26 protein-coding genes and 1 tRNA gene are annotated in these 23,281 nt (G+C 65.7%); 14 read left to right on the top strand and 13 right to left on the bottom strand.

Annotation, left to right across the window (positions count from 1 at the left end):
* The first annotated feature begins 11 nt into the window (after positions 1 to 11).
* From VGS97_RS09710 to VGS97_RS09700, 3 genes are all read left to right on the top strand, one after another.
* Positions 12 to 317, top strand: coding sequence for a helix-turn-helix domain-containing protein (locus VGS97_RS09710; RefSeq protein WP_326852989.1), 306 nt, complete (start codon positions 12 to 14; stop codon positions 315 to 317).
* Positions 314 to 913 (top strand): hypothetical protein, encoded by a 600-nt coding sequence (locus tag VGS97_RS09705; RefSeq protein ID WP_326852988.1) that lies wholly within the window; start codon positions 314 to 316, stop codon positions 911 to 913. Before VGS97_RS09710 ends, VGS97_RS09705 begins: the two co-directional genes overlap by 4 nt.
* Positions 914 to 1,059: 146 nt before the next feature.
* Positions 1,060 to 1,962 (top strand): tyrosine-type recombinase/integrase, encoded by a 903-nt coding sequence (locus VGS97_RS09700; RefSeq protein ID WP_326852987.1) that lies wholly within the window; start codon positions 1,060 to 1,062, stop codon positions 1,960 to 1,962.
* 633 nt (positions 1,963 to 2,595) lie between these two features.
* Here the strand turns inward: VGS97_RS09700 and VGS97_RS09695 are convergent.
* On the bottom strand, positions 2,596 to 3,456 hold the full coding sequence (locus tag VGS97_RS09695; RefSeq protein ID WP_326852986.1) for an HNH endonuclease: 861 nt from the start codon (positions 3,454 to 3,456) through the stop codon (positions 2,596 to 2,598).
* Between the two features lie 88 nt (positions 3,457 to 3,544).
* Positions 3,545 to 3,688: a hypothetical protein gene (locus tag VGS97_RS09690; protein WP_326852985.1), complete on the bottom strand. Its 144-nt coding sequence runs from the start codon at positions 3,686 to 3,688 to the stop codon at positions 3,545 to 3,547.
* A gap of 140 nt (positions 3,689 to 3,828) precedes the next feature.
* Here VGS97_RS09690 and VGS97_RS09685 point away from each other — a divergent pair, with 140 nt between their 5' ends.
* Complete coding sequence (locus VGS97_RS09685; protein ID WP_326852984.1) at positions 3,829 to 4,125, top strand: hypothetical protein; 297 nt, start codon at positions 3,829 to 3,831, stop codon at positions 4,123 to 4,125.
* 22 nt (positions 4,126 to 4,147) lie between these two features.
* On the opposite strand, the gene VGS97_RS09680 is transcribed toward VGS97_RS09685, so the two are convergent.
* From VGS97_RS09680 to VGS97_RS09665, 4 genes are all read right to left on the bottom strand, one after another.
* Positions 4,148 to 4,585: a hypothetical protein gene (locus tag VGS97_RS09680; RefSeq protein WP_326852983.1), complete on the bottom strand. Its 438-nt coding sequence runs from the start codon at positions 4,583 to 4,585 to the stop codon at positions 4,148 to 4,150.
* A gap of 673 nt (positions 4,586 to 5,258) precedes the next feature.
* Positions 5,259 to 6,140 (bottom strand): helix-turn-helix domain-containing protein, encoded by an 882-nt coding sequence (locus tag VGS97_RS09675; protein ID WP_326852982.1) that lies wholly within the window; start codon positions 6,138 to 6,140, stop codon positions 5,259 to 5,261.
* 208 nt (positions 6,141 to 6,348) lie between these two features.
* A complete protein-coding gene (locus tag VGS97_RS09670; RefSeq protein ID WP_326852981.1) occupies positions 6,349 to 6,573 on the bottom strand; it encodes a helix-turn-helix domain-containing protein in 225 nt (74 codons plus the stop codon).
* A 401-nt stretch (positions 6,574 to 6,974) separates the two neighbouring features.
* Positions 6,975 to 7,244, bottom strand: coding sequence for a hypothetical protein (locus tag VGS97_RS09665; RefSeq protein WP_326852980.1), 270 nt, complete (start codon positions 7,242 to 7,244; stop codon positions 6,975 to 6,977).
* An 87-nt stretch (positions 7,245 to 7,331) separates the two neighbouring features.
* Here VGS97_RS09665 and VGS97_RS09660 point away from each other — a divergent pair, with 87 nt between their 5' ends.
* Entirely contained in the window at positions 7,332 to 8,543 is a 1,212-nt protein-coding gene (locus tag VGS97_RS09660; RefSeq protein WP_326852979.1) for a tyrosine-type recombinase/integrase, read from the top strand.
* 97 nt (positions 8,544 to 8,640) lie between these two features.
* On the opposite strand, the gene VGS97_RS09655 is transcribed toward VGS97_RS09660, so the two are convergent.
* Positions 8,641 to 8,723 (bottom strand) — tRNA-Leu (locus VGS97_RS09655).
* A 370-nt stretch (positions 8,724 to 9,093) separates the two neighbouring features.
* Between VGS97_RS09655 and VGS97_RS09650 the strand changes: the two genes are divergently transcribed.
* From VGS97_RS09650 to pknB, 6 genes are all read left to right on the top strand, one after another.
* Positions 9,094 to 9,960 (top strand): DUF3662 and FHA domain-containing protein, encoded by an 867-nt coding sequence (locus VGS97_RS09650; protein ID WP_326852978.1) that lies wholly within the window; start codon positions 9,094 to 9,096, stop codon positions 9,958 to 9,960.
* 144 nt (positions 9,961 to 10,104) lie between these two features.
* On the top strand, positions 10,105 to 10,599 hold the full coding sequence (locus VGS97_RS09645) for an FHA domain-containing protein FhaB/FipA (protein ID WP_326852977.1): 495 nt from the start codon (positions 10,105 to 10,107) through the stop codon (positions 10,597 to 10,599).
* Between the two features lie 14 nt (positions 10,600 to 10,613).
* Positions 10,614 to 12,257, top strand: a complete 1,644-nt coding sequence (locus VGS97_RS09640; protein WP_326852976.1) for a PP2C family serine/threonine-protein phosphatase — start codon at positions 10,614 to 10,616, stop codon at positions 12,255 to 12,257.
* Positions 12,258 to 12,315: 58 nt separating this feature from the next.
* On the top strand, positions 12,316 to 13,731 hold the full coding sequence (locus tag VGS97_RS09635) for an FtsW/RodA/SpoVE family cell cycle protein (RefSeq protein WP_326852975.1): 1,416 nt from the start codon (positions 12,316 to 12,318) through the stop codon (positions 13,729 to 13,731).
* Positions 13,728 to 15,215 carry a penicillin-binding protein 2 gene (locus VGS97_RS09630; RefSeq protein WP_326852974.1) on the top strand — a complete coding sequence of 496 codons (1,488 nt, stop codon included), beginning with the start codon at positions 13,728 to 13,730 and terminating at the stop codon, positions 15,213 to 15,215. Before VGS97_RS09635 ends, VGS97_RS09630 begins: the two co-directional genes overlap by 4 nt.
* A gap of 189 nt (positions 15,216 to 15,404) precedes the next feature.
* Positions 15,405 to 17,318 carry a Stk1 family PASTA domain-containing Ser/Thr kinase gene (gene pknB, locus VGS97_RS09625; protein WP_326852973.1) on the top strand — a complete coding sequence of 638 codons (1,914 nt, stop codon included), beginning with the start codon at positions 15,405 to 15,407 and terminating at the stop codon, positions 17,316 to 17,318.
* Between the two features lie 38 nt (positions 17,319 to 17,356).
* Here pknB and VGS97_RS09620 read toward each other — a convergent pair whose 3' ends face one another.
* Together VGS97_RS09620 and VGS97_RS09615 are read right to left on the bottom strand one after the other, a co-directional pair.
* On the bottom strand, positions 17,357 to 18,001 hold the full coding sequence (locus VGS97_RS09620) for an aminodeoxychorismate/anthranilate synthase component II (protein ID WP_326852972.1): 645 nt from the start codon (positions 17,999 to 18,001) through the stop codon (positions 17,357 to 17,359).
* 63 nt (positions 18,002 to 18,064) lie between these two features.
* Complete coding sequence (locus VGS97_RS09615) at positions 18,065 to 18,226, bottom strand: hypothetical protein (protein WP_326852971.1); 162 nt, start codon at positions 18,224 to 18,226, stop codon at positions 18,065 to 18,067.
* 223 nt (positions 18,227 to 18,449) lie between these two features.
* On the opposite strand from VGS97_RS09615, the gene VGS97_RS09610 reads away from it, so the two are divergent.
* Positions 18,450 to 18,695 (top strand): cell division protein CrgA, encoded by a 246-nt coding sequence (locus tag VGS97_RS09610; RefSeq protein ID WP_326852970.1) that lies wholly within the window; start codon positions 18,450 to 18,452, stop codon positions 18,693 to 18,695.
* A gap of 307 nt (positions 18,696 to 19,002) precedes the next feature.
* On the opposite strand, the gene VGS97_RS09605 is transcribed toward VGS97_RS09610, so the two are convergent.
* Entirely contained in the window at positions 19,003 to 19,803 is an 801-nt protein-coding gene (locus VGS97_RS09605; protein ID WP_326852969.1) for a rhomboid family intramembrane serine protease, read from the bottom strand.
* Between the two features lie 234 nt (positions 19,804 to 20,037).
* Positions 20,038 to 20,580 carry a peptidylprolyl isomerase gene (locus VGS97_RS09600; protein WP_326852968.1) on the bottom strand — a complete coding sequence of 181 codons (543 nt, stop codon included), beginning with the start codon at positions 20,578 to 20,580 and terminating at the stop codon, positions 20,038 to 20,040.
* Positions 20,581 to 21,083: 503 nt separating this feature from the next.
* Here VGS97_RS09600 and VGS97_RS09595 point away from each other — a divergent pair.
* Positions 21,084 to 21,524: a hypothetical protein gene (locus VGS97_RS09595; protein WP_326852967.1), complete on the top strand. Its 441-nt coding sequence runs from the start codon at positions 21,084 to 21,086 to the stop codon at positions 21,522 to 21,524.
* A 79-nt stretch (positions 21,525 to 21,603) separates the two neighbouring features.
* On the opposite strand, the gene VGS97_RS09590 is transcribed toward VGS97_RS09595, so the two are convergent.
* Entirely contained in the window at positions 21,604 to 22,098 is a 495-nt protein-coding gene (locus tag VGS97_RS09590; RefSeq protein WP_326852966.1) for a Rieske (2Fe-2S) protein, read from the bottom strand.
* Positions 22,099 to 22,290: 192 nt separating this feature from the next.
* Positions 22,291 to 22,488, bottom strand: coding sequence for a hypothetical protein (locus tag VGS97_RS09585; protein ID WP_326852965.1), 198 nt, complete (start codon positions 22,486 to 22,488; stop codon positions 22,291 to 22,293).
* A 520-nt stretch (positions 22,489 to 23,008) separates the two neighbouring features.
* On the opposite strand from VGS97_RS09585, the gene VGS97_RS09580 reads away from it, so the two are divergent.
* Positions 23,009 to 23,251: a hypothetical protein gene (locus VGS97_RS09580; protein ID WP_326852964.1), complete on the top strand. Its 243-nt coding sequence runs from the start codon at positions 23,009 to 23,011 to the stop codon at positions 23,249 to 23,251.
* The last annotated feature ends 30 nt before the right edge of the window (positions 23,252 to 23,281 follow it).

Here is a 23,281-nt window from a genome sequence, read left to right as displayed (position 1 = left end):
GCTCTGCGGAATTGGAGTTCCTGACGGTCCGTGAAACAGCCGACTACTGCCGCGTCCACCCCGCAACAATCCGCCGGTGGATCGATGACGGCACCCTGCACGCCGTCCACGTCGGCAAAGGCATCCGCATCAAGAAACACGACCTCGACGCCTTCACCAGCCCCGAGAAAACCCGCGAACTGGTAACCAAAACAATGGACCAGACCGGGCTTCACGACGCGTTGAACGAGCTGTCCGCCCGTGTGCGGGAGCATTCCGCGCAGTGCGGACGACTTGAGGCAACCATCGCGGAACTCACGAAGGCGGCAGCCCGGTGAATCAGGAAGCTGCCGTGATGCGCCCTGACGGCGATCAGCCCCGCAATAGGTCCGGACGGTTCGTGAAGACGGTTGAGAGCATCGACCGGGATAAGCAGGCGCTCCAGATGGTGCGACACCATGTGCCGTACCAGGAGATTTCTGATCGTCTCGGTTACGGGGGTGAGCAGAACGTTCGCCGCATGATCAAGAACGTTCTCGCTGAAACGCTCCGGGGGGACGCGGAAGAGGTTCGGCTGATTCTGTCAGAGCGGTTGGACACGCTGGCGCGGGAGTGTTGGAAGGTGATGCTGACGGATCATTTCGTGGTGTCGAACTCCGGCAAGATCGCGACGCATCCGGTGACGGGCGAACCGTTGAAGGACGATTCGGTGCGGCTCGCTGCTGTGGACCGGCTGACGAGGATCATTGATCAGTACGCGAAGCTTCACGGTGCGCATCTGCCGACGACGACGCGGGTTGAGCTGTCACAGGGTGATGAGATCAATGCGCGGATTGAAGCACTCCTGTCGGAGATGGGTATTGAGGAGCCGACGCGGCAGATGTTGCCGGGGACCGTCGCGGGTGAGGTCGTTTCTGTCGCCGAGGAGGACTGACCGGACCGTCCAGAGGAGCTTCGTCTCAGCATCCTGTAACTCTCGATAAGGAAGGTTACCCGAGGTATTATAAGTGTGTGGAGATACAACCCCGTGACGCGGACCTCGTCCTCAGCCCATCTACCCGCCGCCGGATCGAGCGCGCAGTGAGCCCGAACACGCAGCGCGCGTACGCCCGACAGCTCGGCCGGTTCAACGACTGGTGCATCATCAACAACCGCACGTCCCTTCCGGCAACCGGGGAGACGTTGGCCGAATACGTCGCGGCGTTGTGTGATGCCGGGTACTCCGCGTCCACGATCGAGCAGGCCGTAGCCACGATCCGCACCGCACATCGGGTTGCAGGGCACAAGGCGCAGCCGGAGACTGAATCCTCTCGACTCGTCCTGCGGTCGCATCGCAAAGACCAGGCCGCCGAAGGAAAACGGACGCGGAAGTCTCCGCCGGTCACGTTGGACGCGTTGCGGAGGATGATTGACGCGACTTCGGCTGACAGTTTGATTGGTGTCCGGGACCGGGTTCTTCTCGTTTTGGGTTTCGCGTTGATGGGCCGCCGGTCGGAGCTCGCCGCCCTCAATATCGCGGACGTCACCGAGACGGAGGACGGGCTTGAAGTCCGGGTGAAGTGGTCGAAAACAGATCAGGAAGCTGTCGGGGAGACTGTCGCAATTCCCCGGGGTTCCCACGCGGAAACTGACCCCGTGCGGGTCCTCAACGCCTATCTGCGGGCCTTGAAAGACCATGGGGTTACGAATGGGCCACTTCTGCGTTCCGTGACTCGCTGGGGCCGTCCTGGCGATTCCCTGTCCGAAGACGGAATCAACCGGGCAGTCCGCGCCGCCGCTCTCCGCGCGAACCTGCCGAACGCGGATGCGTACACGGCCCACTCCCTCCGGTCGGGTGGAGCGACCGCAAGTTACCGAGCCGGTGCTCCAGTATCCGTTATCGCCGCACACGGCAGATGGGCCGAAGGCTCCCCAACCGTCCTCAGGTACATCCGGGCCGTGGATAAGTGGACTGACAACCCACTACGCGGAATCGGGCTATGACACTATTCGCTGACAACAGGTCCAGGCATGACCGGATTCTCATCCTCCCACCGGTCAAGCTCTGAATCGGTACCTCTGGGGATCGCCCCGTCCACTGGGAGCCGATGCAGATGCGCAGATCTGTCCCGTAGCCATCTCCGACCTGCTACATCTGTGATGGTGACGTAAGCCGGGCGCTTGACGGACTCCCACACGCCGTCGGCATTCGGGATATACACGCGGACCGTCTCACCAGGTCCGATCGCGCCCACATCATGGCTGCCAATAGGGAACGGGCCTACCGACCCAAACTCTGGGGCATCTCCGATGTACGTCCGATAGATCGCAATGCAGCTCGGGATAAGCAGGGAACTGCCATTCTTCACAACCAAGAAACTCCCGTCCTCAGCGGGTTCGGTGTGGGCACTGAGAAGTTCGGCTTGTGCTCGTTCCTCGGCATCTGCCGCTAGCCTGTCTCGGCTCGTCTCGCGACGATTGCTCAGGACCGCTGCTCGCCAGGCTCCTACACCACCCGCCGCCGCAAGCCCGGGGATACCGAAGACCGTGATCCAGTTGCTCAGTACTGCAAGCGTCATGACGATACGTTAGACGACATCAGCGGGAGGTTCAGACTCGCTGTATCCGGCGCCACTCTCAAGGCCACACGAGACCAAGTCCACCGAGCACAAGATCCCCGATCTCCAGCCGGTTGACCCTGCGTCGGATCTTCTCGCGTCTGACCTTGATCCTGCCCCGCCGGTTCTGGATCTTGATGCGTTCCTTCTCCGCCGTAGTGACCCGGAGCCGATCACCGAGGCGTCGAAACTCCCGCCGCAGCCGATCATCCTCAGACCACAGGGCAACGAGGTCTACGCGCCTCTTCTGCTCCGCAGCCCGGAACTCCACTACAGTCTGCGTTCGCTTCTGGTCCCACCGCCGTTCCCTCATTTGCCGCCGTTCGTCTCGTCGGGTCAGGAATGCCTGGGTCCGGTCCTCGACGGCGACGTCTTTGCCTCGGGTGCTCCACGAGATGTTGCAGCCGTGATGCGCTATCGCAAGGTTGGCGTCATCATCTCCGCCACCTGCGGCCACCGGAACGATGTGCTCCATGGTGGGGTAACCGGCGTTGCGGCGCTGGTACGCGGTATACACCGCGCGTACCACGTCTTTAACGGTTGGCTGACCAGGCTCGTCTTTCCCGAACGCCAGCTCACGTGCCGCGTCTACCGCGATCTGCATGTCCGCGATCTGAAACCTGAGACGCGCGTCACTTGCAGTGCCGGTATACGGCCTCAACTGGTGTTGCAGTTCGAACAGGCCAGTCGAGAGCCGCTGATACTCCTCGTACATGGTGGTTGTACGCCACGAAGCGAGGATGGCCCGCGCCCGACCAGCGTCCTCTTCGACCCACGCGACTACACGCTCATCAACACCCTGCTCTAGGGTCACAGCGGCCTGCGCAAGCGTGGACTCGGAGACCTTCGTCGCAGGTTTCCAAGGAATGTTCTTGTCCACTGGTTCGCCGCACAAGCAGCAGATCCATCCATCGCGGTCACCGATGCGCGTACGGGTGGCTTTGCTCAACGCGCGCCTTGTCACTCCGTCAGATTAGAACCGGGTGGTGACAGCTCACCGCGTCGGCGTTCCGCTTGCCGGAGACCGCGACGCCGTTCGACCGGTGGTCCATCGCGGTGTTCCCGTCGTCTTGGACGGAGCCGATGAACTTCTGCACGAACGTCCTCACCATCGCGATGATGACCGTGGGGACCGCGTCCGGCAGCGGCTCTGCCGCTGCCGGCGCTACGCGCCAGAGCTGCCCGCGTTCCCGCTGACCTATCCAGGTGATCGCAAGCTCGCTGCCCGATCCGAAGGTCCATAGTGGAGGTCATGACCTCCAACAGACAGGACATCCCCGCCCCGACCGCCATCGCACGCGGTGGCTTGTACAACGCACTGGCATTCGCTGTTCAGCTGAATACCGACTTCGTGCGTGTGCTGTCTCCTGATGGCACAGCCGAGTTGTACGTCAACTCAAGAAGGCGGGATAACGAGCACCCGGATCTCATGCGCTTCGACCACGAGCCTCGTGATCCCCGTCTGGCCGAGGAAGCGGACGCCGCAGCCCGTAAGGATGACGAACTCATCGAACGTCTGAAAGGTCAGCCAGGCTCCGAAGGCGCATGACGGCGTCTCCCAGTTTCCTGCGTCACGCCGGTTCGCCGTACGCCTTCACGAGCCGGTCGTACACCTTCGCCGCCTCACTCGCTACATCGTTGGTCCGGATTCGGCACGCCTTGCTGAATAGGTCGAAGACATCGAAGTCAAGTGTGGTGTCCTCCTCAACGTCGGCGTACAGCAAGTAGGCCAGAACACCCTCCACTGCCGTGGAGCTGTGGCCCTGATTGTCGAGGAAGTCATCGAACCGGTTGTAACTCGTCGGGCCGATGGGCGGTTCGCCGACAATCACTGTGCGGTTGTCGTTGTACTGCCTCCACCCGCCGTCCCGCAGGAGCCGAACGACATGGAACGCGAGGGGCACGGCGAGGGGGCGGAGCATGTCGTCCAACGCCTTGTTGAAGGCGTTGACCGCCTCGTTGTCGGTCTTGTTGGCGCGATCCGAATCAGGGGTCATCGAAGTAGGCATGGGTCGTCCTTGGTGAAGGGAGAGAGATCCGGGCGCGGAGATCTCGGGTTGGTCCCGGGATCTCGACCGTACGTCTCGGCTAACCCCCTGTGCGAGCCAAAGACGCACGTCAACGCTGGGTCTACCAGCCGTCACACGCCGGACTCAGGGTTCTACGTGGGCCGCAAACGCCTGTGGAATCTCGGCGGCGTATGGATTCTGCGGAGCACCAGAGGAGCGGCGACGTCCTGGCTCTGGCTCTCCTCGGTGCCGATTTCGGCTTTTTATTTCCGGATGCGGTGTCGGTAACCGGCCCGAGAAGCGCTCTGTGCGGCCCGTAGACGCCCGTTCCCGGCTCCCGTGGACACGTACTGGGTCCGACGTCCCCGAGCCGCTAGAGGTCATTCAGGGGCTTTACGTACGACCCCGCCGACAAGAGACGGCAGCGAAGAGAGAGTCCGACCCGGCTCTTCCCCTCGCTGCGCTCTTCCACCAGCGAGGTTTCGCCGATTACCAGTGCACCGACTTCCGGAAACCGGTAATCGGTGCGACCTGTGGAAACGGAAATCCCCAGGTCGCACCGGGAACGGGTTTTCAGGGCTCGGTGCGACCTGCGGAAACGCCTTTTCCCCAGTTGGGACCGACGCCTGAAAATCCGTCGTCGGTGCGACCTGGGCGATTACAAACATCGCGCCTAGAAAGGGAAACCCTCACCGACGAGGACGGGTGTTCGCCCCGGGTTCGAAATCTCATCCCACCCATCGAGGAAAGACGGGTCTTCCTTGTCGCGCGACCATCCCGCGATCATCCGCAGCGCCCGTTCCCGCGCCTGTCGTAGCTCGTCAGGGTTCAGGCTCGACTCTGTCGCCCCGTTCAGTGCCTTGTGGTAAGCCGACTTTGCGACCTTGCTGCGGGAGCTTTCACGTGACTGGAGAAGAAGATCCTCAATTTCGTCGTCGCTACACCCCGGAAGCGAGTTGACGAACTTCTCGGTCGCGATCTCGATCTCCGTCTTCGCCACCGTCTTGTTATTTCGAGGAACCTTCGTGCGGACGGCCCCATCCGATGTCGCGTCGCCAGACGCGACATTCTTAGTATCTATCAGTTTCCTTTCTATCTTTTCCTTTCTATTAGGGGGTGCGCTGGTGCCCCCCTGGAGGGGTGCACGTACGCCTCCCTCTAGGGGAGCATGTACGCCCCCCTCCCTCCCAGCCCCGTTCCACCACTCCGGCCTACTGCGGGATTCACCCTTCGGCCGGTCGGCGAACGCTACGTCGATGGCCGGTTGAGGCTGCCCCGCGTCTTTCCAACCGCTCAGCAGGTAGCCCGATCCCGCATCGGCTCCCGTTGTTGCCTGCCACGGGATCACTTGGAGAAGACCGCGATCTTCGAGGGCGTGGACGGCACGCTTGATGCTGTCGTCGCTCAGTTCGGTATCGGCAGCAAGTCGCTTGCGACTCGGCCACGCCGCCCAATGGTCATTGGCGTAGGTCGCGAGGGTCAGTAGAACTAGCTTCAAGCTGGCAGGCGCTCCGACCTTCACCGTGCGCGCCCAGTTCGTAGCTCCGATGCTCACAGTACCAACCGCCGCTCGGTAAGAAGCCTGCGTACAGCGGCTCCAAGCTGCCGGACAGCGTCAGCCGTGGTTGTTACAATGCTGTTGTCGATCAAATCGTGCACAGAGTCCTTAGTTTCGTAGTTCGGTTGATCCGGTTCGTCCCCGGTGTCTCCTTGGTTGCTGCGTCAGACCCCCGCCTCGCTTCTGGGGTCTACGCGTTTTCAGGTCATGCGGCTTTCACGGTCACCTCTCCGTCGAGCAGCGCGAGCAGCTTGGGGACGGGGATCTTCCAGAGCCGCCCGATTTTGAATCCAGGCAGTTCGCCGTTCCGCAGTGCCTTGAGGACGGAGTCCATATCCATGTCGAGGACCCCACATGCCTGCTTTGGGGTGATGGTCGGCAGGGTTCTGATGTCGTCGATCGTGATCCGATCGGAAGAGGCAGTGGGCACCGCCGGTCTCCTTCGTTCGTAGAGCTAGATCTTCCGGGCTCTACGGTCTCCCGAAGGTCTGATGTGTGTAAAGACTGTTATTTGTGTAGGTGAAGCTTCAACTTCAAGGGAAACCACTCTGAACTGCAAGGATGCTGAGTGCATCGCAGAAAAATAGTCCTTCCTAGCCATTTCGTTTGTGTAGCCCAAGCGGCCAGATCGCGCGGATGACGTCGTCTCAGATCGAAGCTTGTTCACCTTGGAATTTACGGAACTAGTTGTATAGCCGTTCGGGAAGTGTTAGGTTTTGGATCATGACCAAAACGACCGAAACAATCACGATCGATGGCAAATCATGGTGCATGGTCCTGACATGGTCCGGCAGCCGCTACCCGGTCGTGACGGGCGTCGAAGTCACAGCTCTACGCACTGAAGACGGACAGCACGGCCAGATCAACGCGGTCCTGTGGAGGGAACTCCCGATCGGCCACCTGATCGCGGCACACCGGCCGCAACCGCAACCGCTCGACGACCCGGAACCCCACCTGGGACGCCCGCGAGTCCACGGCCGCGAACACTACGAGGCTGTAGCCACGGCCTATCGCGAAGCCATTACGGCCGGAGAACCTGCCGTCCAAGCTGTTGCCGACCGCTTCGAGGTTGAACAGTCCGTAGCCCGGCGGTGGGTCCACGTCGCAAGACACCGACACGGGTTCCTACCACTCGTCCGGCCAGGACAAGCCGGATAACCACACACCTAAAACACGCAAGGAGACGACGTGACCACACGAACACGCGCACCCGGAGAGGGATGCGTCAAGGACTACGAGACCAAACAGGGTGTCCGTTGGTTCTACAAGTGCATGGTTCCGGATCCGGTCAGCGGCGAGATGAAGCAGAAGATGAAGCGCGGCTTCACCTCGAAGACGGCGGCGGCGAAGGCGCTGCGAGAAGTGCTGTCCAAGGTGGACTCCGGGACGTACGCCGAGCCGTCGAAGGTGACCTTCGGCGCGTACCTCACGGACTGGTTGGACGGGCTGCGCTTGAAGCCCTCGACGATGTCCAGCTACCGCAAGAACGTGCGTCTGCACATCGCGCCGTACCTGGGGTCGATCCCGCTGTCCGCTATAACAGGGCCGAAGCTCACCGCTCTCTACCGGACGCTGGAGACCTCCGGCCGCAAGGACAGCACGCCCGGTGGGTTGAAGGCCCGCACCGTTCTATACGTCCACACGATCGCCCACAAAGCACTCAAGGACGCGGTGAACGCAGACATGCTGATGATCAACCCAGCAGACAAGGCAAAGCCGCCGACAGCAGCAGAAGCGCGAGCACCCGAGATGAAGACGTGGAGTGCCGACGAGGTGCGTTCGTTCCTGGGGTGGTCAAAGACGTCGGGTGATCCAGACTGGGTCGCGTGGACGCTCGCGGCCGTCACCGGGTGCCGCCGGGGCGAACTGCTCGCGATCCGGTGGAAGGACGTGGACCTGGATGCGGACCGCCTCTCGATCCGCCGCGCCGTCAGTGTGATCAAGCATCACGGCGCGCACGAGGAGTTGATCGAGGGTACGACCAAGTCCGGGAAGTCGCGCGTCGTCGATCTCGACCCCAAGACGGTCACTCTCCTGAAGACCTACCGCACCGAGCGGGGCGAGATCAGCCTCACGCTGCGGTCGGCTGAAGCGCTCGTGTTCGGGACCGTTGATGGCACCTGGCGCCATCCGGAGCGCTTCTCCCGGTCCTGGAGGGAGGCTGTCGCTAAGTACAACAGGGCGCACCCGGACGCGCTGCTGCCGGTGATCCATCTGCACGAGATCCGGCACACGTCGGCGACGCTCATGCTGGTGGCCGGAGAGCACCCGAAAGTCGTCAGTGAGCGGATCGGACACGCAAAGACGTCGATCACGCTGGACATCTACAGCCACGCCGTGCCGTCCCTTCAGCGGGACGCGGCGAACCGACTCGGTTCCGTGATCCACGGTGCCGCGTAGCTCCTCCCGGAGCGTCTTTCAGAGCACGAAGTAGCGCCGGAGTATCGAAAGGCCCCGTAGACTGGGTCTACAGGGCCTCTGACCTGGAACTTTGCGGTGCGCGAGGGGGGAGTTGAACCCCCACGCCCTTGCGGGCACTGGAACCTGAATCCAGCGCGTCTGCCATTCCGCCACTCGCGCTTAACGAGGATGACCATAGCAGTCGACCGGGGGGCGCCCCAAATCGTTTGGGGCGGCCTCCGGGACGGGCGTCGGCTCGTGGCCAGGCGGTTCGGCGACGCGGGGGAGTGCCGGGTGGCGTGGCGGGGGAGGATGGTGGCGAAGTGGTGACGCTCGTTCGCCCGGCGAAGATACGATCAGTGGCGAGGGAATAGCTTTAACTTGGTCACAACAGCTCCTCGGCTCGCCCCGTAGGGCGCGGCGATGCGGCGGACGCTCGCACAATGAGAGAGTACGAGGTGCACACGAACCACCGGCCCGGTCGTCCGGACGGCTGCGGCAGGAGTCGCAGTGCGCTCGCCGATCGCCTAAATGCCTGAAGGGGGTGTCCGTGGGAGTTCTACAGCGCTTCGAGCGTCGCCTTGAGGGGTTGGTCAACGGCGCCTTCGCGAAAGCCTTCAAGTCGGAGGTGCAGCCGGTCGAGATCGCCAGCGCGTTGCAGCGCGAGTGCGATGACCGGGCGGCGGTGGTCAGCCGCGGTCGCACCATGGTGCCGAACGACTTCACCGTCGAACTCGGCGACCATGACTACGAGCGGCTCACGACCTACGCCGCGCCGCTCTCGGCGGAACTCGCCGACCTGGTGCAGGAGCACGGGCGCGACCAGCGGTACATGTTCGTCGGGCCGGTCGAGGTGAAGTTCGAGCGCGCTCCCGACCTGGCCACCGGCATGTTCCGGATCCGGTCGCAGGCGCTGGCCGGGGTCGTGCAGATGCCCGGACAGGGCGCCGGCTACCCGAATCCCGCGGCGGCGGGATACCAGCAGCCGTACGGCGGCGCGCCGGGATACCCGCCACCCGCACCCGCACCCGCACCTATGCCTGCACCTGCGCCCGGCAGGGCGGGGATGGGCATGGCCGCACCACCACAGCCCGCCATGGGCGGTTACCCGCCGGCCGGGCCGCCGATGGGCGCGCCCGCGGTGCCGTCGTTCTGGGTCGAGATCAACGGAGTCCGGCATCCGCTGACCCGCCCGGTGACGTCTATGGGCCGTGGAACTGACGTGGACCTGCGAGTCGACGACCCCTCGGTCTCCCGGCGGCACGCCGAGATCCGCACCGGGGTGCCCTCGGTGATCTCCGACCTCGGCTCGACCAACGGCATCGTGGTGGACGACCAGCACGTGCGCCAGGCGCAGTTGCGGGACGGCTCTGTTATCCACCTGGGCAACACCACTATCGTCTTCCGACAGGTCTGAACCAGACGGCAGGATGACAAGACCGACCGACCGCGGCCCTTCGGGCAGGCCGCCGCGGGGCCGGGTGCACGGCAACACGGCGGTGGCTACACCGCGCGGTATGGCGACCGCACGGTAAGTGCCCTGAGGAGTTAGAAAAGGACGATGACCGGTCTCACGCTCACCGTGATGAAGCTGGGGCTGTTGGCCGCGCTCTGGGTGTTCGTCCTGATCTCGCTCGCGGTCATCCGCACCGACCTGTTCGGGGCGGCGGGTTCCCGGCTGCGCGCGGTGCGGCCCGCGGGCCGGCCGGTGTCCGGCGGCGTGCCGCTCGGGCAGACCGCGGCGCGACCCCGGCGCGGCGGCGCGCCGACCAGGCTGCACGTCACCGCGGGGTCACTCGCCGGCACCAGCGTCCCGCTCGGAACCCAGCAGATCACCCTCGGGCGCGCGCACGATTCCACTATCGTGCTCGACGACGACTTCGCGTCCAGCCGCCACGCTCGCGTGTTCCCGGACCCCTCGGGACAGTGGGTGGTGGAAGACCTGGGTTCCACCAACGGCACCTACCTGGACCGGACGAAGATCAACGGCCCCACCCCGGTTCCGGCCGGCGTGCCCATCCGTATCGGCAAAACCGTCCTCGAGCTGCGGAAGTAGCGGAAGTAGCGTAGATGAGCCTGTCTCTGCGATATGCGGCCCGCTCACACGTGGGCCTGATCCGCGACGGCAACGAGGACTCGGGCTACGCCGGCCCGCGGCTGCTGGTGGTGGCCGACGGGATGGGCGGGCAGGCGGCCGGGGAACTGGCCTCCTCGGTGGTCGTGCAGACCATCGCGCAACTCGACGTGGCCACCACACCGCAAACGCCCGCCGATCCGGTCCGCGCGCTGGCCGAGCGGATCAACGAGGCGCACGAGCGGCTGCACACGATCATCACCGAGAACCCTCAACTTGAGGGTATGGGCACGACCCTCACCGCGTTCCTGTTCAGCGAGAACCATGTCGCGTTCGCACACATCGGCGACTCACGGGCATACCGGCTGCGCGCAGGGCGGCTCGAACAACTGACGGCCGATCACACGTGGGTACAGCGTCTCGTGGACGAGGGCCGCATCAGTGAAGAGGAAGCCGGGCACCACCCGCAGCGTTCACTGCTCATGCGCGCGCTCGACGGCCGAGGGCAGGTCGCGGACGCCGATCTGTCAGGGATCGACTTGCAGCCCGGCGACCGGTTGATGCTGTGCAGCGACGGCCTGTCGAGCTTCGTGTCGTTCGACACGCTGGAGTCGACGCTCGCCGGATACGCGGACCCGCATCAGGCCGCAGAGGCGCTGATACAGCTCGCGCTGCGTGCCGGGGGGCCCGACAACGTCACGTGCATCGTGGCCGACATTCTCGACTCCGGCTTCCACGGGTCGCGCACCTCGCCCAACGCGGAGACTCAGTACATCGGGATGCCGGTCACCGTCGGGGCGGCGGCCGAGCACGCTGGAGCCGCCGGGTTGCCGTCGTTCGGAGCACCGCCCGCGCAGCAGCCGATGGCGGGCTCGGATCCGGCGCAGGCGACCACCGCGGTCATGAGCGCAGTCGAGCAGCCGAAGCAGGGTGACGAGATCCCCTCGGACACGCCCGCGGGCCGCGCCGCGCGACTGCGCAAGTCGGAACGGCGCGAGACGCCTGGCGGCGACGCCGGGGGTTCACAGCCGGAGGGCCCTCAACTCGGCGACTGGGCACCGGATCCGAAGCGTCGGCGCTGGGTGAAGCCGGTCGTCGTCCTGGGCGGAATCGCGGTGGTGGTCGGCGGGCTCGGCGGCGGAGCGTATTACTGGACGCAGCAGCAGTATTACGTCGCATCCGATAGCGGGCAGGTTGCCATCTACCAAGGTGTGAACGGATCCTTCGTCGGCTTGCGCCTGTCACATGTGTACTCGACGACGCCTCAGGTCGCGGTGAGCAGCCTCCCGACGGCCAGTCAGGACCGGGTGCGCGCCTCGATAACGGCGACCAGTCTGTCCGACGCGCAGTCGATCGTGCATACGCTGTCCGTGCTCGGGTCAGACTGCGCGGCGCTGACCACGGTCCCGTCTACCGTGCCGAGCGCGTCTGCTCTACCGGTGGTACCGCTGGGTACTGCGTCGGCGTCGGCCGGCACGAAATCGACGGCCCCGGGGTCCACGACCGCCAAGCCCTCCGGAAACGCGGCCGTGCACTCATCGCCGACTCCGTCGCCGAGCGCGAGCATGGCCGATTCGAACCAACTGTCGGCTCAGTGTCCGGGCGCCTCCGGCGACACGTCGGCGACCGGCTCACACTGACGACGGGTGGACTCGCGGGCGGACCGTCGGCGATCAGGATGACAGGAACGAGATGCGGATGACGAGCACGCCGCTGGCCGGCCCTGCGGCCGCACCGGCCCAGGGCGAGCCGTACGTCCCCAAGCGACGCAACACCGAGGCGCTGCTGTTGCTCTTCGCGCTCGGCATCGGGCTGTTCGCCTATGCCGACGTCGGCGACGCGGCCACCGGCCGGATCCCCGGCAACCTGCCGGCGCTCGCCGCGGAGTTCGGCATCGCGCTGCTGGCAGCGCATCTGGTCGTGCGCCGCTTCGCGCCGTACGCGGATCCGGTGATACTCCCGGTCGCCGCGATGATCAACGGCCTCGGCCTGGCGCTGATCTACCGGCTGGACCCGTACAACATCGCCAACAAGCTGGCGCCGAAGGGCGGCGCGGCGCCCAACCAGGCCATCTACACGGTGCTCGGGCTCCTGGTACTCATCGCGATCGTCATATTCCTGCGGGACCACCGGATCCTCCAGCGCTACGCCTACATCTCCGCACTGGTCGGCCTGTCCATCATCGCGCTGCCGGCCGTGCTGCCCGCGTCCATGTCCGAGGTCAACGGGGCACGCAGCTGGATCCGGCTCGGCGGCTTCTCGGTGCAGCCGGCCGAGTTCGGCAAGCTGCTGATGGTCAGTTTCTTCGCCGCCTACCTGCACGCCAAGCGGGACGCCCTGGCGCTGGCCAGCCGCAAGGTGCTCGGTCTTTACCTGCCGCGCGGTCGGGATATGGGGCCGATCCTGGTGGTCTGGGCCTTCGCGATGCTGATCCTGATCCGGGAGACCGACCTCGGCGTCTCGCTGATGTTCTTCGGCGCTTTCGTGATCATGCTGTACATGGCCACCGAGCGCACCAGTTGGCTGCTGTTCGGCGTGCTGCTGTTCGTGGGCGGCGCGTGGGCGGTGGCGAACATGTCCGCGCACGTGATGGTACGGGTCAACGCGTGGCTGCACCCGTTCTCCGACGTGACCGGGCAGACCCGGCAGCTAGCCCAGTCGCTCTACGCCTTCGCCAACGGCGGACTGCTCGGCACCGGCCTCGGCCACGGGTACTCGTACCAGATCGGTTTCGCCAACAACGCGGACTTCATGCTCGCCACCGTGGGTGAGGAACTCGGCCTGTTCGGGCTGACCGCGCTGTTCATCGGATACGCGATCATCGTGATGCGCGCGGTGAAGACCGCGATGCTGGTGCGCGACCCCTACGGCAAGCTGTTCGCCGCAGGCCTGGCGGCCACCTTCGCGCTCCAGGTCTTCATCACCGCGGGCGGCGTGCTGCGGGTGATCCCGCTGACCGGCCTGCCGATGCCGTTCCTGGCCTACGGCGGCTCGGCGCTGATGGCCAACTGGGTCCTGATCGCGCTGCTGATCAAGATCTCCGACGCGGCACGGCGGCCACTGCCGCCCGCGATCCCGCTCACCGACGAGATGGCGCAGGTGGTGAAGGCGTGAACCGGCCGATCAAGAGGGTGGCGGTCTTCTGCCTGGTGTTGTTCGCGGTGCTGTTCCTCACCGCCAACTACATCCAGTTCGTCAACGCCGCTTCGTACTCGGCGCACCCGGACAACCGGCGCAACCTGATCTACGCGTACCAGAACCCGCGCGGGCAGATCATCGTGGACGGCAAGGCGATCGCCACCTCGACGCCCACCAGCGGCTCGCTCAAATACCAGCGGCAGTACACGAACGGGCCGCTCTACGCACAGGCGACCGGGTACTTCTCGGTCAACTACGGCTCGACCTCGATCGAGCACTACGAGAACCCGCTGCTTCAGGGCACTGACCCACGGTTGGCCACCCAGCAGTTCCTGAACCAGATCGAGGACAAGCCCAAGAGCGGCGGCTCGGTGGTGCTGACCCTCAACGCCGCCGCACAGCAGGCCGCGTACAACGGGCTGGCGAACGTCGGCGGCGGCAAGGAGGTCGAAGGCGCCGTGGTCGCGCTCGACCCAAAGACCGGGGCGATCCTCGCGCTGGTCTCCGCGCCCTCCTTCGACCCGAACAACCTCGCCACGCACGACACCTCCACCGAGGCGAAGGCGGCCAACGCGCTCCAGTCCGACCCGCTGCAACCGAGCCTGGACCGCGCGCTGGCGCAGACGTACCCACCGGGCTCGACTTTTAAGATCATCACCTCGGCCGCAGCGATGACAAACGGGGTCAGCGGCCAGCCGGTGAACGAGAACACGGTGATCCAGTCGCCGACCGACACCCTCCAGCTGCCCGGCAGCACCTCGACCATCTCCAACGACAGCGGCGAGACCTGCGGCGACACCACGCTCATCAACGCGTTCACACTGTCGTGCAACACGGTCTACGGACAGCTCGGCCTGGACCTCGGCGGGTCGAAACTCCAGGACGAGGCGCAGAAGTGGGGCTTCAACCAGACCGGCCCCACGGTGCCGATGACCGCGGCCTCGCCGGTCTTCCCGAACAACATCTCCCAGGCTCAGGCCGCACAGTCGGCGATCGGCCAGTTCAACGTGCGGATGACCCCGTTGCAGGGCGCGATGATGGCTGCGGGCGTGGCCAACGGCGGGGTGATCATGGCGCCGTACCTGATCAAACAGGAACTGGACACCAAGGGCGGCGTCATGTCCACCACCTCGCCCAGCCAGCTGTACAACCCGATCACGTCCGACCAGGCCAACCAGCTGAAGGACATGATGATCTCGGTCGTGCAGAACGGCACGGGAACCGCCGCCCAGATCAGCGGCGTCCAAGTCGCCGGAAAGACGGGCACCGCGCAGCGCGGGACCGGGCAGAACGCGCTGGCCTGGTTCCTGTCCTTCGCGCCGGCGGACAACCCCAAGGTCGCGGTAGCCGTGCTGGTGCAGGACAACGATCCGAACGCGGGCGACGTGTACGGCGGCACGCTGGCCGCGCCGATCGCGAAGGATGTGATCCAGGCGGTACTCGGCTCGCCCGCGCAGTGAGCGGCGTGCCAGGGCGGTTCCACCTGCGTCGCCAAGCTCTACTGCACGCCTCGTTCGCCATGAAACAATCGCGCCGAGTGGGTTGGCACGGACGAAGACAACAGCACGACGAAGACGGAACCCAGCGGATCGCCGCCGCCGGCGGGCACCCGGCCCGAACGGGACGGCGACAGGGGAAGGGCTGAACAGATGGAAGAACCGCGTCGCCTGGGCAACAGGTATGAGCTCGGCGCGGTACTGGGTCGCGGCGGCATGGCAGAGGTGTTCATGGCCCGCGACATCCGGCTCGGCCGCGCGGTCGCGGTCAAGACGCTACGCGCCGACATGGCGCGCGACGCGACGTTCCAGGCCCGCTTCCGCCGCGAGGCCCAGTCCGCGGCATCGCTCAACCACCCGGCGATCGTTGCCGTGTACGACACCGGCGAGGACTACATCGGCGGCGTCTCGCTGCCCTACATCGTCATGGAGTACGTAGACGGTTCGACGCTGCGGGACCTCCTGCACTCGGGCCGCCGGCTCCTGCCGGAGCGGGCGATGGAGATCACCGCCGGAGTGCTCCAGGCGCTGGACTACAGCCACCGCAACGGGATCATCCACCGCGACATCAAGCCGGCGAACGTCATGCTCACCCGGCAGGGCGCGGTGAAGGTGATGGACTTCGGCATCGCGCGGGCCATGGGCGACCAGGGCATGACGATGACGCAGACCTCAGCGGTCATCGGCACGGCGCAGTACCTCTCCCCCGAGCAGGCCAAGGGCGAGACGGTCGACGCGCGCTCGGACCTGTACTCCACCGGCTGCCTGCTCTACGAACTGCTCACCGGCCGGCCGCCGTTCGTCGGCGACTCCCCGGTCGCGGTCGCTTATCAGCACGTGCGCGAGGCGCCGCTGCCGCCGTCGCACCACGACCCGGAGGTTCCGGCGGTCGCCGACGCGATCGTGCTCAAGTCTCTGGGCAAGCATCCCGACGAGCGCTACCAGTCGGCCGAGGAGATGCGGGCCGACATCGAGCGCGCGCTCGACGGCCGCCCGATCGCCGCCGCCCCGACGCTTGCGGCCGGATACGGCTCGGCGAACGCGCCGACGCAGGTGGTGTCGAACGCCGCAGGCTACGGCGGACAGAACACCGCCGGTTACGGACCGCCGACGCGTTACCAGCCGACGTCGTATCAGCCGTCCTACGACGACCAGGGGCCGGAGGACGGTCCGCGTAGGCGCGCCGACGGCGGAAACGGCGGCCGGGGCAAGTCGAGCGACAAGACGGGCTACATCATCCTGGCCGTCGTCGCGGTGATCGCGATCGTGCTCGGCGTGTTCGTCTTCAGCAAGCTGTTCGGCGGCGGCACCGGGAAGACCACGACGGTGCCGAGCATCATCGGTAAGACCGTCCAACAGGCGCAGTCCGCGCTCGACGCGAACGGGCTCAAGCTGGGCAGCAGCACCTGCCAGGGCGACGCGGCGAACAGCGCCACGGTACAGGCCGGTCAGATCATGTCGCAGAACCCTCAGAGCGGCGCGACCGCGACGTCCGGCGCACCGGTGAACTACTGTGTGTCGGCTGGCGCGCAGCAGAAGAAGCTGCCGGACGCCACGTCGCTCAACAGCAACACCAAGGACACGGTGGAGAAGACGCTCGGCGACGCCGGGTTCGCGACCCTACAGGAGTCGGACCAGGCGAACGGCAGCGTCCCGGCCGGCAACGTCATCGACCTTCAGGACGCCAACGGCAAGTCGCTGGCCGGGCAGGTCGTGGCGGTCACCACGCCGATCACGGTGGTGGTCTCCACCGGGCCGGGCAACGCGACCGTGCCGCCGGTCATCGGCCAGACCTGCACCCAGGCCCAGCTGACCCTCCAACAGGCCGGCTTCCAGACCACGATCTCGAACCAGTACAGCCCCGACGCCCAGAACGGCTACGTCATCGGCACGGATCCGGGCGGCAATGCCACCGCGGCGAAGGGCAGCCCGGTGAAGATCTTCTGCTCGCAGGGAGCCTCGCCCACCCCGACCCCGTCAGCCACGGCGACGGCGTCCGGGGGCACCGGCGGCTTCCTCGGCGGCCTGGGCGGCGTGACCGGCAGCCCGAGCCCCGCCGGGAACTGAGAAACCGAGGAAAAGGTCGGCTGTCGGATCGGAAAGTTTCAGGAAGCAAGCCGCGAAGGCCTCGCACCCACCACGGGCGCGAGGCCTTCGGAGCGTTTGACCGCGTCCGGGTCACCGCAGACGGCGAGCCAGTTGGCGAGCATCCGGTGGCCACCCTCGGTCAGCACCGACTCGGGGTGGAACTGGACCGCCTCGATCGGCAGGGTCGAGTGCCGCACTCCCATGATCACGTCGGCATCGGTGCGCGCGGTGACGGCCAACTCGCCGGGGAGGGTGTCCGGCTCGATGGCCAGCGAGTGGTAGCGAGTGGCGATGAGCGGACTCTTCAAACCCTCGAAGGCTCCGGCGCCGTCGTGCGAAACCAAGCTGGTTTTGCCGTGCAGCAGTTCGGGCGCACGGCCGACCACCGCGCCGAACGCGACGGCGATCGACTGGAGCCCGAGGCAGACGCCGAACAGCGGCTTGCCGATCGCGGCGCAGTGCCGGACCATCGCGACGCAGACGCCGGCGTCCTCGGGCGTTCCGGGTCCCGGCGAGAGCAGCACGCCGTCGTACCGGTCGGCCTCCTCGACCGCGACGGCGTCGTTGCGGCGCACCTCGCAGTCGGCGTCCAGCTGGTAGAGGTACTGGACCAGGTTGAACACGAACGAGTCGTAGTTGTCGACCACCAGGATGCGCGCCATACGGTCAGCGTAGTCGCCCGTGCACTGTATTGACTGCCGCCGCTATCAGCCGTCGACCGCCGACTACTGCGAGAGGGAGCCGTTCCCGGTGAACGGCAGATGCGGCCCGATCCACGGGAAGACGTACTGAAAGAGCACGAACACCGCAATGGCGAAGATGACCAGCACCCACAGGAGACGCACCCACAGCGATCCGGGCAGGTGCCGCCAGATCCACGCGTACATGCGCCGGTTGCTGCCTTCCGTTCTCCGCGCGTCTTAGGAGCTGTCTGCGCACGTAATCGGATAGTGACCCTTCGCTACGCTATCGGGTGCCGTGGGCAGATACGGCGAAGACGCGCGTAATGGCCACCTGAGAATGCCCAATGGCCGCTGTCGCCACGGCGCGCACCCGGCTACGCTATGTCTGCCGTACAGCCGTCGGTGTGTCAGTGAGCAGGAGAGTTCCGTGCCGAAGTCGAAGACTCGGGAGAAGGCGGCCTACACGCCGCCCGAGCAGAGGGTCCAGAAGATCAAGGTCGAGTCCTCGGCCTGGGTGCCGCGGTTCATGGTCGCCTTCTTCGTGATCGGCCTGGCCTGGATCGTGGGCTACTACCTCGGCTTCCACTGGACCGCGACGCTCGGCGCCTGGAACGTGGTGATCGGCTTCGCGTTCATCTCCGTCGGCTTCGTCATCTCGACCCGCTGGCGCTGACCGCGCGATCCACAGACTCGATCCACACTGTGCAGTCCATACACAGCGGTAACGCACACACTGTGTGCTCCGCACGACGCATTCCGCATCAGTCCGCTGTGTTCACAGTCGGTAAGCGCTGGTAGAAGCGTTATCCACAACGCGCAGGTGGCCTTGTCCACAGGTTATCCACAGTGTGGAAAACTTCACACGATCTGTGGATAACCCTGGGTGGTCAGTCTCCTGCGACCAGTGGCCGCACTGTGAGTCCCCACTGCACAGCAACCCTCCACACGCCCACCCTCCGCACGCCCGTTATCAACTCCAGCTACCCCGGCAGGCCGATCCATCCGCCCAGCACCGCGCTACCACTGGCCTGGGCTTGGAGCTGCGACGTGTGCACTATGACGATGATCGCAGCGGTCAGCAGGATCGCCGAGCCGGTCGCGGTCGGGATGAGGTTCTGTGGATTGCGGAACCAGGAGACCACCGCGCGCGCCCGCGGCGCGAAGGCCAGCGCGGCGCCAAGGATCAGTCCCGCCACCAGTCCGCCCACGTGTGCCTCCCAACTGATGCCGGGCACACTGAAGCTGAAGACCAGGTTGAGCAGGATGACCGTGATCACCGGCTGCACGTTCAGTCGCTCGCGGAACGCCAACACCGCGAGCACGCCGAGCAACCCGAAAATGGCCCCTGACGCGCCGAGGCTGCTGCCGTAGGCTGGCAGTGCCGCGTACGAGGCAGCCGAGCCGGCGATGCCGCAGACGAAGAAGGTCACCACGTACCTGCTGCGGCCGAGCCGGCTTTCCACCGGAACGCCGATCCACCACAGCGAGAGCATGTTCATTCCCAGGTGCACGAGGTTCGCGTGCACGAACACCGAGCTGACCAGCCGGTACCAGTCCCCGTACGCGACTCCTATGTGCCGCGCCGAGGGCAGCGAGGAGATCTGCTGCGCCATCGCCTGGAGGTCCATCCGGTCGGTGAAGGCCTGGCCGACCAGCTTCTGCAACCCGAACATGACGACGCACACGCCGATCAGCACGCCGGTGGCCACGCCCTGCCGCGCATGATGGCGCCCGCCGGCGATCGTGCGAGCCTGGCGCACGACCCGGTTGCCGTCACGCACACACTCAGGACACTGAAAGCCCACCGAGGCCGGGATCATGCAGTCGGTGCAGATCGACCGATCACAACGGGAGCAACGCAGATACGTCTCGCGGTCGGCGTGCCGGAAACACACCGGCGTACCCGGCGCCGCGGCGGCACCCGGTGTCGTGGTCGGCAGTTGGTCGGACGGCATGGTCACGGTCCAATCCCCGATGAATGCGGGCCCGGACGCGCCGGGCCCGCGGATCGCTCGTCAGGAAGCGCGCCGCTCGATCACCACGGATTCGAGCACCACGTCGGTCAACGGCCGGTCCTGCCCGCCGGTCGGCACGTTGGAGATGGCGTCCACGACCTTGCGGCTGGCGACGTCCTCGACCTCGCCGAAGATGGTGTGGTTGCCGTTGAGCCAGGTCGGCGTGCCGACGGTGATGAAGAACTGCGAGCCGTTGGTGCCGCGCCCGCCGCGCTTGCCCGCGTTCGCCATCGCCAGCAGGTAGGGCTTGCTGAAGGTGAGGTCGGGGTGGATCTCGTCATCGAACTGGTAACCGGGACCGCCGAAGCCCTGGCCCAGCGGGTCGCCGCCCTGGATCATGAAGCCGGGGATGATCCGGTGGAAGACGGTGCCGTCGTACAGCTTAGCCGTGCTCTTCTGCTCGGTGCGCGGGTCGGTCCACTCCCTGCCGCCCTCGGCCAGCTCCACGAAGTTGCGCACCGTCTTCGGCGCGTGGTTCGGGAACAGCCGCACGGTGATCTCCCCGTGCGTGGTCTTGAGTACGGCGTAGGTCTCCTCGGCCATCACGGCCCTCACTTCCATCGCTCACTGCGCTGCGCAACGCCCCCCGGCCCGCGTCCCCCGCCGGGCCCAGGCGGTCGGCTGTCCCGGTTATCTTCCCACGCGGTGGAGGTTCACCGCGCCGCAGTAGCTGAGCAGTAGCTGATCCGTGTCAATCCCGCATGCGGGATGGCGGCATCCCGGTGAGGCTTGTCCGGTACGCGAGGAAAATCCCCCTCCTAACGGCGTAATAAGCGCATAGTCATGGTGGTCCAGGGAAAACGGGGGGAGTCCGAACGAGGGAAGAGTGAAGGGTGAAGGGCCAAGCCGTGACCAAGACGAGCCAATCCCAGCAGCCGCAGCGTACTTCCATCCAGCCGTGGCTCCGTGGCCGGTATGCGGCGCTGCGCGCGGAGACCGATCCCCGCTGGCAGCAGACGCGCGCGACGGTAGTGCCCGTAATCACGGACACGTCCCACCGAGTACGCCACGAGTTGATGCCCGCCGCAGTACTACTGTCGTCACGCGTGGCGGAAGAGGCGAAGCACCGCTCCGCCCCTCTGCGCGCCGAAGTCTCCGACCGGGCATCCGCGACACTCGCCGCAGCGCGCGGTCAGGTGACCGCAGCCCAGATCGAGCACTTGAAGCGGCGCAACCCGCACCGCAAGTTCTGGTTCCTCGGCGGTGTCGCAGCAGCCGGCGCGGCACTCGGCACGGCCGCGATGCTCTGGCAGCGTTCGCGATACCACGCCTGGGCCGAGGACGAAGCAATGCAGAACGGCGTCGACGCCGACATAGACGCTAGCGCTAGCGCTAACGCCAACTCCAATCCCGCCGCCGCCCCGGAGCGGCTCGACGCAATGGATCGTGACGAAGCATCAGCGCCAGGTCACAACGGCACAACCCCCAACACCAGCAACGACGCAAACGCGTCACCTACCGGGCGACACTCCAGCAAGCACCAGTAGCGAGCGATTGCAATAGCAATAGCCAGCCACTCACCGTGATCACCCCAGTCCTACGAGGCTGATCAGTCGATCAGGCTGATCAGGTGAGGTAGATCTGATCCCCAGAGACGACGACGGGCTTGGCAGCCAACGACGCGTTGGCCGGCCCCTGGATGACGGAGCCGTCCATGGCACTGAAGATCGAGCCGTGGCAGGGACACATGATCTGGTTGTCCGACACGGAGGCGACAGTGCAGCCCTGGTGCGTACAGATGGCGGTGAACGCGTTGTAGGTTCCAGCGCTCGGCTGAGTGATGACCGTACCGCCGTCGTCAGCGACGACCTTCCCGCCTTGCAGCGGTATTTCCGAGGTCTCGGCGACCGGGATGCCGTTGGCGGCGGCCTGGTCGTCCGAAGACGTCTGGTCGGCTATCGGCGTGTTGAGGCTCCACGCAGTACCGCAGGCCGCAGCCGCCAGCCCGACAGCCACCGTCGCACCGCCCACCCCGGCCACGCGCAGAACCGCCCGGCGGCTCGAACCGCCGCCGATCTCCGCCTCGTCAGCGGTCTGATGCCGACTTGTTTCCAGGGCCATCGGTTTTCCTCCAGGGCAAGCGGTGTCAGGCGTCACCGTACCCACCGCCGACCACCCGGCAACATCACAGCGTGCTGAACGACAAGCGAATTCGGCAGCTGCTCAGTGGAGACACCACAGCGATTGAGCCATGTGATCCGGTACCGTACGCGCCTGCCCGCCGTCGTTGCTCAGCGTCGACGTCAACCTGCGTCAGGAGACTCCACTACGAAGCGCGCCGCCAAATTGGTGCACACGGTCCGCGTCGATCATGATCGTGACGCCGAGGTCGAACCTGACGAGCAAGCGAATGTAGCGACGCTTCTCGTGGCCTTCGCCCCGCATCTTCACCTCCGGCTGGCTACCCACCCGCATCGGGCGCGCCTCGGCATACTCGACGTAGTCGATCACTTCCAAGACTGTGCCAGCCTGGCCCTCGTTGATCCACGCCTCGACGTACGGTTCCTGCACGGCTAACTTGCAGTCCGCCCCAGCAACGACCCGGGTTCCGACCTCCGGCCTCCACATACCCGCCCTCTTCCCCGACTGGCTGTACCCGATCCCTGCATCTGAGTGTGCGGCAGCCCGCGAGTCTGTGGCGTGCGACCGCGATAGCCCTCATCCCTCACTTGCGGCATCGGTGGGGCGTACCCGGATACCCCGCACGAGTGAGTGCGGACCGGGGCAGGCCGGGCCGGGGCGGGCCATGCAACGTCACCGCTCGTCAGCACGTTTGCTGTACTTGACCGCTGTACCCATGCCAGGCACCGTACTTCGTCGAGCGTTCCCGTCAGGGCGGTTCCCTGGCCTCAGCTGCCATCGGCGATTGTTGTCCGCTGTCAAACATTTCGCTGACTTCTCGCTGACTATGGCCGTTGACTTGGAGTGTGGCTGCCAGTCTGGCCCAGATCATGCGGATAACAATGAATGGATGCCTGCACATGAGCGCGCAGAGTGGACCGCATGGATCTTTGCGATCGAGGAACTCGGCGCAGACCCGTGCGTCGACAACTTCGAACAGCTCGTCAGCGCCAGAAACAAGTTCCTGGAAACGTCGACGCCTCCGCCGGGCTCTCACCAGCCTCGGCCAAGCCGCCTGATTCCCCTCGTTGAGCTCTGGAACGCCCAGGCCGAAACCCTGCGCGAATCGAAAGCAAGGCGTTCCAGTTCGTAGCCGCCAATCGGCATCGCTCGCGCACACCGC

The sequence above is a fragment of the Actinocrinis sp. genome, from assembly GCF_035946395.1.
Classification (GTDB): domain Bacteria; phylum Actinomycetota; class Actinomycetes; order Streptomycetales; family Catenulisporaceae; genus Actinocrinis.
The sequence above is the reverse complement of the archived record's forward strand: the minus strand, read 5'-3'. Positions and strand labels throughout refer to the sequence as shown.